This is a genomic window from Salinibacterium sp. (assembly GCF_031364185.1).
In the GTDB taxonomy this organism is placed as follows: Bacteria; Actinomycetota; Actinomycetes; order Actinomycetales; family Microbacteriaceae; genus Rhodoglobus.
Window position 1 is genome coordinate 1 of the sequence record NZ_JANLVV010000074.1, and the last position, 12223, is coordinate 12223.

Below are 12223 nucleotides of genomic sequence, written 5' to 3' on the forward strand. Positions count from 1 at the left end.
CGAGCTTCGTGCGAAGCCGCCAGAGCGCGTAGTCGACGATCGCGTTGTGATCGAAGGCCAACTCGGGAAGCTCGTCGGCCACAAACCAGCGCACGTTCTCGCCATCGGCAGCGCGGTCGGCCTGCTCGGGAAGTACCAGCGCCCAGTAAACGATCGAGACCACGCGCCCCGACGGCGAGCGGCCCACGTCACCGAACGCGTACAACTGCTCGAGGTAGGTGGGTGCCAGCGCCGTGGTGTCGAGCAGGTGGCGCGCCGCGGCATCCGCCAGACCCTCGTCAGCGGTAACCCAGCCGCCCGGAAGTGCCCAGCGATTCTCGGAGGGTGCCGCGGTGCGGCGCACGAGCGGGATCCAGACCGCACTGAGGGCGGCGCTCGGATCATCTTTCAGGGCAAAAATCACCGTTGACACCGCAAGCGACATGCTGCTGTCCGTCACATCGATCGCCGCCCGTCAGTAAAGGTCGTCGTGACCTGAACCAAGTGTATCACTTAGAGTCCTGGTGACCTCAACACTCAGTTCGATGGCGTATCGACGGCGCCGCCGAAACGGCGCGTGCGCGCGGCGTAGATGGAGACGGCCTCCCAGAGTTGCTCCCGAGTGAAATCAGGCCACAGGGTGTCGAGGAAGACCATCTCGGCATAGGCGCTCTGCCAGGGCATGAAATTCGACATCCGCTGCTCCCCCGAACTGCGCACGAACAGGTCGACGTCGGGCAGGTCGGGCGCATACAGGTTCTTCTGGATTGTCTTCTCGCTGATGCCCGAAGGTTTCAGCCTGCCCGCGGCCACGTCCTCTGCAATCCTGCGCACCGCATCCGTGATCTCATTGCGACCGCCGTAATTGACACACATCGTCAGCGTGAGCAGCGTGTTGTCGCGAGTGAGCTGTTCGGCGAACTGCAACTCTTTGATGACGGATGCCCACAGCCGGGGCTTGCGCCCGGCCCACCGCACCCGCACCCCCCAGGCATTCAGCTGATCGCGTCTGCGATGGAGCACATCCCGGTTGAAACCCATCAGGAACCTGACCTCGTCCGGCGAGCGGCTCCAGTTCTCGGTGGAAAAGGCGTAAACGCTCAGGTGTTTGACACCGATTTGGATGGCGCCGGCGACGACATCCAGAAGGCTGGCCTCCCCCGCCTTATGACCCTCAACCCGGGTCAGGCCCTTGCCGTTCGCCCAGCGACCATTACCGTCCATGACAAGCGCAATGTGCTCAGGGACAGCTTTGCGCGGCATTGCCGGCGGATAGATCCCCGTCCAATCGACCGGCCTGAAGTCGACGGCATCCTTATGCGTGCGCTGGAATGGAGTCACGCGCTGCGATCCACGTGCACGAGCGAGCGAAGCGAACGTTCGAGATGAAACTGGGTGTACGCGGCGATCACGCCGCTGGCCTGGTTGCGCGAGCGCTCGTCCGCTGCCTCCGCCACCTCCCAACGGCCCTCGATGAGAGCGCTGAGCAACTCCAGCGTGTCACCATCGAGCCGAGGCGCCCCGGGAGGTGCGACCTCATCCGCGACCACCCCTCCGAGTTGGGCGACGAAGTAGGTGTGCGGCCCGGGCGCGCCGGTGACCGCGCAGTCCTCGAAACTGGGCGCCCATCCTGCAATCGACAGAGACCGCAGCAGGTAGGAGTCGAGAGTCAGGCTGGGATGATGCTCGCGCCGCGAGAGCGAGCGCAGGGCGCCCACCAGCAGGAGGTACTGCTGGAGGCTGCCGTCATCATCGGTGATCTTATCGGCCGTTTCGATCATCGCGCTGCCTGCCGTATAGCTCGCGTAATCGTCAGCGATTTCGGCCCCGTATGATCCGAGCGACTCGGCCTGCTGGATGATGTCGAGACTGCGACCGACGTAGCACTGCACATCGGCGACCATCATCGGCTCGAGCCGGGCGCCGAACTTTGACGCGGTGCGCCTGACTCCTTTGGCGACCGCGCGAATCTTGCCGTGCTGGCGCGACAGCATCGTCACAATGCGGTCGGCTTCACCCAATTTGTGGGTACGCAGCACGACGGCTTCATCACGGTAGGTCGGCACTCCTCGATTATCCTCTCCTCCACAGCGCATTCGGGGAGGCCGAACCGTCAGAATGGAGCCGTGGCCGACCTCTTCGTAATCCCCCAGTGGGCAGACCTCCTGGCCATCGGCATCGGGGCCATGCAGGGTGCGCTATTTGCGGCCCAGTTCAGGGATCGGCGACTCGACCTGCTGGGGGTGGCGATCATCGGGATCGCGACGGGCTTCGGCGGTGGCATCCTGCGCGATGTGCTGCTGTCGCAAGTGCCGGCCCCATTGAGCAGCAATTGGTACCTCGTGATTGCCACCGCCGCCGCCCTATTGGGGATGCTGCTGGAACGGCTGATCTCACGGCTGGGGCCGCTGGTGACCGTGCTCGACGCACTCACGATCGGGCTATTCGGCGCGATCGGCAGCACCAAGGCGCTGTCGGCGGGACTGCCGGAGGTACCGGCTATCTTCGTCGGGGTGCTGTCCGCTGTCGGCGGGTCAATCCTGCGCGACCTGTTGCTCAACCGACCCATCGCGCTGATGCACGTAGGGTCGCTCTATGCGCTCGCGGCGGTCGCCGGAACCGGGACGCTGGTGATCTTGTTGCGGTTTGGCGTCGAGGTGTTCCTGGCCGCAACCTTCTGCGTCGCGCTCACCTTCGGAGTGCGAATTCTCGCGGTGCTGTTCAACTGGACGCTGCCGGAGCAGCGAGCGATCGAGAAACTGCCGCGCATCCGGCGCCGCTGATGTGCCCACCCTTCGGAAACTCAGGAAGTGAGCGTTTTCGGAAACTCAGGACGTGAGCCCTTTCGGAAATTCAGGACGTGCCCACCCTTCGGAAACTCAGGAAGTGAGCCCTTTCGGAAATTCAGGACGTGCCCACCTTTCGGAAACTCGGGAAGTGAGCGTAGAACTCGACTGCCGGCCGCGCCGAAGGGCTGTATCTTGCACCATCTCCTGAATTTCCGAAAGAGGGCCCCGAGAGTGTGCCTTCGAAGCCCCCGCGCGCAGGCCTCAGGCGTCGATGAGGTCGCGATCCCCCGCATCCGAGCGCACAGCCCGGTTGACGGCCGACACCACGGCCTTGAGGGATGCGGTCGAAATGTCCGCATCGATACCGACGCCCCAGAGGCGCTTACCGTTGACGTTCAGCTCGACGTAAGCGGCGGCGAGGGCGTCTCCTCCGGCAGACAACGCGTGCTCGACATAGTCGTAGAGCTTCACTTCGATGCTCTGCCCGGCCATGATGGCGAGGAATGCGGCAATCGGACCGTTGCCGGTGCCGGTCGCAGGCGCGGCCGCGTCGCCGATCCGCAGCATCACGTCAAGGCGGGTTGACCCCGCCAGATCACTCGCGGTCGCGGTCGACTGCAGTTCAAAGCGACCCCACCTATTGTCGGTGCTGTGGGCGGGAAGGTATTCGTCGTGGAAGATCTCCCAAATCTGGTCGCTGGTGACCTCACCGCCCTCGGCCTCGGTTTTGGCCTGCACGACCGCACTGAACTCGATCTGCAACTTTCGAGGCAGATCGAGCGCATGATCGGCCTTGAGAAGATAGGCAACCCCGCCCTTCCCGCTCTGTGAATTGACCCGCACCACAGCCTCGTATCCGCGGCCGAGGTCCTTCGGGTCAATCGGAAGATATGGCACCGCCCACAACAGTTCGTCGACCGAAATGCCTTTCGAAGCGGCGTCCGCCTCCATGGCCTCGAAGCCCTTCTTTATCGCGTCCTGGTGCGAGCCGCTGAAGGCCGTGTAGACGAGATCACCGGCCCAGGGGCTGCGCTCGGGCACCGGAAGCTGGTTGCAATACTCGGCTGTGCGCTTGACCTCATCGAGGTCGCTGAAGTCGATCTGCGGGTCGATGCCCTGCGTGAAGAGGTTGATTCCCAAGGCCACCAGGTCGACGTTTCCCGTGCGCTCGCCGTTTCCGAAGAGGCACCCCTCGATGCGATCGGCGCCCGCCAGGTAGCCGAGTTCGGCCGCGGCGATGGCAGTTCCGCGATCGTTGTGTGGGTGGAGCGAGAGCAGCACGTTCCCGCGGTGATTCAGGTGTCGCGACATCCACTCGATTGAATCGGCGTAGACATTAGGGGTGGCCATCTCCACCGTCGCCGGCAGGTTGATGATGACGTTGCGCTCGGGCGTCGGTTGGAAGACTTCCAGCACCTGATTGCACACATCCACGGCGAATTCGAGCTCAGTGCCCGTGTAACTCTCGGGCGAATACTCATAGAAGATCTCGGTGCCGGGAACCAGTGCCTCGGCCGCCCTGCACAGGCGCGCACCGTTAAGTGCAATGTCGATGATCCCCTGCTTATCCGTGCGAAACACCACGTCACGCTGCAACACGCTCGTGGAGTTGTAGAGGTGCACGATGGCCTGCTTCGCGCCGACCAGCGACTCATAGGTGCGGGTGATGAGCTCGCCCCGAGCCTGGGTGAGCACCTGGATGCGCACGTCATCGGGTATCAGATCGCCATCGATGAGCGAGCGTACGAAATCGAAATCGGTCTGGCTGGCAGAGGGAAAGCCGACCTCGATTTCTTTGTACCCCATCTTCACGAGCAGGTCGAACATGATGCGTTTGCGCTCGGGGCTCATCGGGTCGATGAGCGCCTGGTTGCCGTCGCGCAGGTCGACGGCGCACCACCGTGGCGCTTTGGTGATGTGCCTGGTCGGCCAGATACGGTCGGGCAGATCGACGGCAAAGGTGTCGTGGTAAGGGCGGTACTTATGAACCGGCATTGCCGACGCCGATTGTGTGTTCTTCATGGTCTCTTATCTTTCGTCAGGGGGGATGGTCAGCCAGTGCGTGTGGAAACGCATAAGGAACTCCGCGACGAGTGAGGCCAGAAGTTAGGACTCGTCGCGGCGGCTAAGAAGAAGCAGACCAAGAGACACGCTCTGACAGTATCACTCAGCGCAGCGTGCGTAAGAGGGACGCAGATTCTCGCAGCCCGAGATCAGGAAGATAGCAGCGTGATATCGCGATCGCGATCGCGGGGAGGGAGACGGCATCGGGGTATGCCATATACAGCGGTGCCAACTGCGGCTGGAATTTCTGTTTGAAGTTCAAAAGGGATTGAAAGCCGTAAACGGGCTCAAGCACCTTGCCCAGTGCCGCCAGAATTCGATCCACCGGCGTCTCGTGCTCACCATTGGGGACGACGGCAAGAGGCGCACCAGACAAGCTCAAAAAGCGGAGACCGTCCCGTTTGGCCCTGGCGGCTGCCTCTGCGATCACGAATTCCATGACGCCGTTCATGCCATCGGCGCGCCGACGCATGAAATCGAGCGTATGACCGATGAGTACGCCCTGGCTCCACGTGGGCATCCAGCTGGTAACCGCCTGAACGTGCCCGCTTTCATCTATTGCGACGCCGAGAAGTACGTCTGAGTCGCGCAACTCGTCCAGCCCACCGAGGGTGAAACCGAGTTCGGGAAGTTTTTTCTCCACGACCCATAGCTCAGAGATTTCGGCGATCTGGTTAGTAATCTTTGGAGAAAACGCTGCCCATGTTCCCCAAGTGACCTGCACTCCTTCTCTGGCAGCGCGATTAATGGAACTGCGCACATCCTGCCATTTTTTGCCGGTCATGTCCCACGCGGCAGGGCTGATAACGGTCTCCTCGGCGACCACAGTGGTCGACCACCCAATGTCGACCAAAAGCGCGGCCCAGTCGTGGTGAATCCCGTAAAAAACCGGAGTCCAGGCATTTGCATCACAGAACCGGAGAAACTGTCCCAGGCTGTCTCGGGCATCGCCTGGATTACCCACGGGTTCGCTGGTCGTGACGGCGCATCCGTTCACCACTCGGTACGCAATGGCACAGCTGCGGCCCGCGTCAAACCAGTAGCCGTTACCACGCCACGTCGCAGGGAATGCCATTGATCCGCTTCCTTCGTGGAGAAGTCGCCGGAATTCTGTCGATTCTGCCGGACGAGAATGAAGCGAACTGCTGTTGCGGAGGAGAATAATCAAGGCCACCAAAATCGTCGTCCAAAGAAGCGGACCTATCCCGTGGTAGAGCAGTCGCGTAAGAGTTTCTGTTGGCACAAAACTCCGCCGCTCGGCAAGCAGGAATGACAGCGGGATGAATCGTTGCGGGAAGTCAACGAGAAGATCGAGGATGTCGACTTTGGGCCGAAACAGATCCCGAAGAATCCATCCCGCCGCGAGGTACGTTCCGAACGCTGCTGCCAACGCAATCCCGATCGTCAGGACGAACCTTCTGCGCGATAGTGCCGTCGCGCGAATCGAGAAATGCCTGCGTTGCGAGAGCAGCACAGCCGCAAATGCGAGGGGCACCACCACGTTCGCCCCAATCCAGAACGCGAATTCTGGAGACTGGATTACTCGATCAGCCACCCGCGAAGTTGGCCCGATCGCGGGTACAACGCCAAAGTAGAAAGCAGCAAGGAGGCTGTCTGTGGAGGCGATCGCGGCCACAGCATATACCGCGGCCCGGCGGCCCATAAGGAGCCCATACGACCCGGCGAGTATGACGAGCAAGGGAAGTATCGCGAGAACAATTGCAGAAAAACCCTGTCCGGCGTGAGACCCGAGTTGTTCCGTGCACACCTTGCCAACCCCTGAAATACTGCAGGAGGAGCTGCTGGAGCGTCCGCGCGGCATTCCGTTGGTGATGAACATGCCCAGAGGTGACAACAGGCCGAACCTGCCATGCGACACCAGGGTGATAACCGGTCCGAGGGCGAAGATGGTCGACACTGACGCCAAAAGGACCCTGGCCTCATGATGCGAGCTCGTCCATCGGACAAGGTGCACGCGTCGACGCGTGAGAACGGCCCCAACCGTCATTCCGATGAGAACTGCGAGCACGCGGTAAAGATCTGACGGTTGACCCGAATAGAAGAGAAATACGGTCGTGAATGCGAGGAGCAAAATGATGATGCGTCGCCGCCAGAGTACCGACGCGAAGGAACTCGCGACCGCCAGCGCACCGAGAATGGGGCTCAGTGGGTCCGTCGTGTCAAGCGACTTCACGGCAGTGGCCCAATACTCCCCCGCCGCCGTGCCGATGGCCTGGGCCCCGAGCCCGACCGCGAAGGCAAGCAGGCCCGTGAGCACAAAGGCAAAGACGGTTCCCCGAGTACCCATCAACCATTCCGCGACACCTACGCAGACCGCGGCCGCCAGCACCACCACGATCAGTTGGCCTACGTTCTGCACGAAGAAGCTCGCGGTCAGGATCGACCACCATTCCCTTTGGAAGATGGTGTCAAGGTCAATGCCAACCAGGTTGCGAACAAAAGCCGATGGTCCATATATCGGACCTGTGGCCATAGAGACGCCGAGCAAAATCGCTATAAGCACGATGGTGAACGGAACTCGGCGAAGGAACGTCATGACAACGGCCCGTCGAGGCCCATGTGGCGGTAGATCGTGGGCAGTCCCTTTTCGAACGCGAATCTCACAGTGTTCCAGTCGTGCGCGCTGCCCGGTGAGATCAATAGCGTCGACTTTATGCCTGCTGTTGCTCCTGCCGCCGAGAGCGTGGTGAGCCAGGGAAGATACTTTTGGTCGAGTTCACCCACAGCAAAAATAGCAACAGTGTCGGTAAAGGGCGCATTCTTCGTGATGAGTGACAACGGTTTTGCCGATTCGTACGCTGCCGCGTCTCCGGCGAAGCCGCCCGCGATAGTAGCCTCCGGACTTCCAATCTTCGGCTCTAATTCACCAGATACGTCAAGAATTGATCCAAAGAGTTCGGGATATCCCGCGCCCAGCTGGATCGCGCACGTGCCGCCCTGGGAGAATCCTCCGATCCCCCACGCCGACGCAGCCCCCACCACATTTAAATTCGCGCGAATCCAGGCCGGTACATCCACGGTCAGATAGGTAGCCGAGTTTCCGATGGCCGAATCGACGCACATTGGGTTGACGTCATCGGCCGATAACTGGTCGGGCACCACGACGATCGGCGCCAAACCGTGATATCTCGCCGAAATGGTGTCCAGGACTTTCTCGAGACGGCCAGCGAGGAATACGTTATCGGGGCTTCCCGGTTGGCCCGCCAACATCACCAGCACCGGCAGTGCTGGAGGATTCTTGACCAGTGCTGCCGGAGGCAGATACATCAAAGCCTCCCTGGCGGCAAAGCGCGACACCGTGGCGGGGATCTGAATCGTTCCTACAATGCCGTGAGCGGGAAGGTCGGCCGATCCCTGCCAGGTCTTCCACAAGTCGGGCTGTGATCCCGGCACGCTGCCGGCGAGTGCACGTTGGGCCGCCAAAATTGGCTCGGGCACTGGGGAGAATGCTGGAGCGCCAATGATGCTTCCCACGGTGGTGTACTGGCCGAAATCAGCATTTACGCCTACCGCGCCCATGAGGACGAACGCCGCGATCGCCGCGATCGACGCGACTCGACGTCGAGCGCGTGATGCCAGGAGGCTCACGATGGCGAGTGCGATTCCCGCAAATGCGGCGCCAACCCACGCGCGGGATGTCACGCTGAGAGATACATCGAACGCATTGAGGAGGTCACCAATAACCCAGCACGCAAGCACGCCCACACCGCCACCAACCATAACGGCGACTACTACTCGCCGTAACCAGCGAAGGCGGGCACGCCGATCGTGCACGTGGCGCACGGCGAGGGCAAGAGCGACCGCGGCGGCCAGCGTGTAAATTAGCCACGGTAAGGGGCCACTGATGATCTCGATATCAGAGATGAACGGGCCCACGTGTGTTCCTCCGGCTATGACTCGCCTCAGTATCCACTGGTCGCGGGACCCCATGACTAAACTGCACTTTACACACCGGATTCGCTCAGCCAATCCCCAGTTACCCGCTTAGTGGCCGTGCCGCGATTGTTAGTCCACCGCGAGGGCAACGATGGGCGTGATCCTGGTAGCCCTTCTCGCAGGGATGATGGATGCCGCGACCGTCAGTACCGCGGCAACGATGACCACCACGCCCAGCAGCCACAATGGCACCACCGGGAGGATGAGTCCAGGCGAGCCGTTCATCGACCCGAGCATGGATTGCGCGCCAGCCCAGCCGTACGCGATACCCAGCGTGAAACCCACCAGAACCGACGCGATTACCAGCTGGGCGCTCTCGGCCCGGATCATTGCCCTCAACTGGCGCGCAGTGAATCCCAGCGCTCGCAAGAGCCCGAGCTCGCGGGTGCGCTGGAGAACGCTCAGTGACAGGTTATTGACCATGCCGACGGCGGCGATGAGTGCGCTGAATCCGATGAGCACCGAGAACACCACCACGGTGATCGTGAGCACCTGGTCAATTCCCTCATAGACCGCAGGCTCGTTGGCCCGGGCGATGTCGACCATCTGCTGGAAACCGGCTGTCGCGACCGCGAACATGGTGACGAGAGTCACTCCGATCACGAGACCGATGGTGGTGCGCGAGCTGCGCTCCGGGTAGCGCACCGCGTTCTGAGCAGCCAGCTTCGCCGAGGGGCTGGCGCCGAGCATCCTGCCCACCAATGTCAACGCCGGCGGCATGACGAGCTGCGCACCGAGCACCAGCCCGGTGAATGACAGGATGCCGCCGAGCACTCCGATCATCACCCCTGCGGGCGACACCAGACCAACTACTACTCCCAGCCCGAGAATGACGGTGCCGAACGCGAAAAGCACGATCGCGACGGCGTTGCGGCCCCGGTGACCTGCGGCTTGCTCTTGACTCTCCTCAATGGCTGCTCCTGTTGCCTGCATCGGGCTCACGGTCAGGACGCGTCGTGACCCCACCCGGGATGCGAACCAGGTGGTGAGCAGCACGCCGAAGATCGGGATCAGGACTATCGGCTCAAGGAAGGTATATGCCAGCGACGGAATGAAACCTGTGCGCACCGACACCATGATCAGGACGGCAGTTGCGAGAGTCCCGAGAACGAGACCCGAGATCGCACCGATGATGCCCACAGTGAGGCCTTCATTCGCTACCACGCGACGTTGGGATGCCGCGGTCACGCCGATGATTCGCATGAGCGCGATGGTGCGTGTGCGGCCCGCGATGATCGTTGCGAAGGTGTTCGCGGTGACGATTGAACCAACATACGTCGCAATCACAATGAAGACGAAGGCGATGATTGCCAGGATGAACTGGACCGTGCCGCTCGCGCCTGTCACATCATCCGCGGCAATCAGGATCGAAAGATTGGTGGTCACTTGAAGCAGTGAGACGCCAAACGCGCTGCTTAGGGTGGCGACAAGGATGCTTGGAATGTGCTCGCGCACGGTGAAACCGTTCACGCGACCTGCTCCATCCCGAGCATGTACTGGCTGATGTCGGACGCGGTCGAACGGCCACGATCCTCGATCACCTTGCCGTCGGCGAGGAAGATGATGCGGTCGGCGTAACTTGCGGCGATCGGATCGTGAGTGACCATCGCAATGCTCTGGCCATAGCTCGAGCTGGCGGTGGCCAGTAACGACAACACCTCGCGGCTGGTTCGCGAGTCGAGGTTCCCTGTCGGCTCGTCGGCGAACACCAGGTCGGGGCGGGATCCGAGCGCTCGGGCGATAGCGACGCGCTGCTGCTGGCCGCCCGAGAGCTCGTGCGGACGGTGGCTCATTCGGGGAGCCAGACCAAGCGACGCGACTAACTCGTCGATCCACCGCCGATCATCGTCTGACGGCGAGCGGCCATCAAGCTCGAAGGGCAGCATGATGTTGCCCCGGATATCGAGGGTGGGCACGAGGTTGAACGACTGGAAGACGAAGCCGACCCTGCGCCGCCGGATCATGGTCAGCTCGGTGTCGTCGAGACCAGTGATGTCGGTACTGCCGATCCACACGCGCCCGCTGGTGACCGAGTCAAGCCCGGCCATGATGTGCATAAGGGTGGATTTTCCCGATCCGCTGGGGCCCATAATGGCCGTGAATTCGCTCTTTCGAATCCCAACCGAGACATTGTCGAGAGCCGTGACGGCCGTCGAGCCAGAACCGTAGGACTTGGTGAGGCCAGCGACGCGGGCGACGAGGCCGGGATCTTCTGAGGTAATTTCCATGACATCAGCTTCATGCTCGAGGCGATGTCGCCGAATCCTCCGTAAGTCGTCGCTGACTACATCTCGAGGATGACTCGAATAGCTACGCGAGTCCGCTTTCGTAGGCGAACACCACAAGTTGCACCCTGTCGCGCAGGCCCAATTTTCCAAGCACACGACTGATGTGAGTTTTGACCGTCGCCTCGCTGAGAAACTCGGCTTTCGCAATCTCGGCATTGCTCAGCCCACGGGCCGCGAGCAGGAATATCTCCTTCTCCCGCACCGTAAGCGTGTCGAACTCGGTCGGCACGGGCAGTGCCTGGGTGCCGAAATGCTCGAAAAGCTCCCTGGTGGCGGATGCCGCAATCACCGCGCTTCCCGAATGCACGGCCCTGATCGCCGCGAGCAGAAACTCGGGGTCGGCGTCCTTGAGCACGAATCCGCTGGCGCCTGCTCGGATGGCCCTGGCCGCGGCCTCGTCGAGATCGAACGTGGTCAACACGATGATCCTCGGGGTACTTCCGCCGGCACCCACGATGGCTCTCGTCGCCTCGATGCCGTCCATGACGGGCATCCGGATGTCCATGAGGATCACATCGGGACGCGTCGCAGTCGCCATAACGATGCTCTCCCGACCGTTGCCGGCCTCTCCGACAAACTCAAGGTCGGGCTGGGATGAGACGAGCATCCTGATGCCGGCCCGGAACAGCACCTGGTCGTCAACCAGCGCGACGCGAATCCTTTTCATGCGGACACCGGCATCGGAATGCCGGCCCTCACCACGAAGCCGCCGTCCTCGGGGCCGGCCGAAAACGTGCCTCCGACGAGCAGCGCGCGCTCGCGCATTCCGGCGAGTCCGTGGCCGACGTGCGGTTGCCTGGCCGGCGCGGCCACCGCATTCGTGATCGTGAGGGCGGCGGCATCCCCTGTCCAATCGAGCACCGCGACCACCTCCCGCTCGAGATCACCGTGCCTGAGGGCATTGGTCAGAGCCTCCTGCACGATGCGAAACAGCGCAAGTTGCTGGCCCGTCGGCAGGCCGAGCGGGTCTCCTCGCTGGTCGAACACGACCAACAGCCCCGCCGAACGCAGCTGATCGACGAGTCGGTCAAGGTCGGCCAGGGCGGGCTGAGGTCCGGCATCCTGGCTATGCCTCAACTGCCCGAGAAGGATGCGCACGTCGGCGAGGGCTTCGCGCGCCGTCGTCGAGATGGTCACCAGCGCGCC

At 62.1% G+C, this 12223-nt stretch carries 11 protein-coding genes; 1 reads left to right on the forward strand and 10 read right to left on the reverse strand.

Going from position 1 to position 12223, the window contains the following annotated elements; genetic code table 11:
- From RMN95_RS03765 to recO, 3 genes are all read right to left on the reverse strand, one after another.
- Window positions 1-424: NUDIX hydrolase (locus RMN95_RS03765; protein WP_309615633.1), on the reverse strand; the 424-nt coding region annotated here is incomplete at its 3' end.
- Window positions 425-516: 92 nt separating this feature from the next.
- On the reverse strand, window positions 517-1320 hold the full coding sequence (locus RMN95_RS03770) for an isoprenyl transferase (protein WP_309615624.1): 804 nt from the start codon (window positions 1318-1320) through the stop codon (window positions 517-519).
- Window positions 1317-2045, reverse strand: a complete 729-nt coding sequence (gene recO / locus RMN95_RS03775; protein WP_309615625.1) for a DNA repair protein RecO — start codon at window positions 2043-2045, stop codon at window positions 1317-1319. The genes RMN95_RS03770 and recO overlap by 4 nt, the downstream gene beginning before the upstream one ends.
- 60 nt (window positions 2046-2105) lie before the next feature.
- Between recO and RMN95_RS03780 the strand changes: the two genes are divergently transcribed.
- On the forward strand, window positions 2106-2762 hold the full coding sequence (locus tag RMN95_RS03780; RefSeq protein ID WP_309615626.1) for a TRIC cation channel family protein: 657 nt from the start codon (window positions 2106-2108) through the stop codon (window positions 2760-2762).
- A gap of 267 nt (window positions 2763-3029) precedes the next feature.
- Here the strand turns inward: RMN95_RS03780 and leuA are convergent, their stop codons facing one another.
- The 7 genes from leuA to RMN95_RS03815 all read right to left on the reverse strand — a co-directional run.
- Window positions 3030-4790, reverse strand: a complete 1761-nt coding sequence (gene leuA, locus RMN95_RS03785; protein WP_309615627.1) for a 2-isopropylmalate synthase — start codon at window positions 4788-4790, stop codon at window positions 3030-3032.
- Between the two features lie 145 nt (window positions 4791-4935).
- On the reverse strand, window positions 4936-7389 hold the full coding sequence (locus RMN95_RS03790) for a DUF2156 domain-containing protein (protein ID WP_309615628.1): 2454 nt from the start codon (window positions 7387-7389) through the stop codon (window positions 4936-4938).
- On the reverse strand, window positions 7386-8729 hold the full coding sequence (locus RMN95_RS03795; RefSeq protein ID WP_309615629.1) for an alpha/beta hydrolase-fold protein: 1344 nt from the start codon (window positions 8727-8729) through the stop codon (window positions 7386-7388). Before RMN95_RS03795 ends, RMN95_RS03790 begins: the two co-directional genes overlap by 4 nt.
- A 129-nt stretch (window positions 8730-8858) precedes the next feature.
- Window positions 8859-10259, reverse strand: a complete 1401-nt coding sequence (locus RMN95_RS03800) for an FtsX-like permease family protein (RefSeq protein ID WP_309615630.1) — start codon at window positions 10257-10259, stop codon at window positions 8859-8861.
- Complete coding sequence (locus RMN95_RS03805) at window positions 10256-11017, reverse strand: ABC transporter ATP-binding protein (protein ID WP_309615631.1); 762 nt, start codon at window positions 11015-11017, stop codon at window positions 10256-10258. The genes RMN95_RS03800 and RMN95_RS03805 overlap by 4 nt, the downstream gene beginning before the upstream one ends.
- 82 nt (window positions 11018-11099) lie before the next feature.
- Window positions 11100-11744 carry a response regulator transcription factor gene (locus tag RMN95_RS03810; protein ID WP_309615632.1) on the reverse strand — a complete coding sequence of 215 codons (645 nt, stop codon included), beginning with the start codon at window positions 11742-11744 and terminating at the stop codon, window positions 11100-11102.
- The coding region (locus tag RMN95_RS03815) for a sensor histidine kinase (RefSeq protein ID WP_397545241.1) at window positions 11741-12223 on the reverse strand (483 nt) is incomplete at its 5' end. The genes RMN95_RS03810 and RMN95_RS03815, both read right to left, overlap by 4 nt.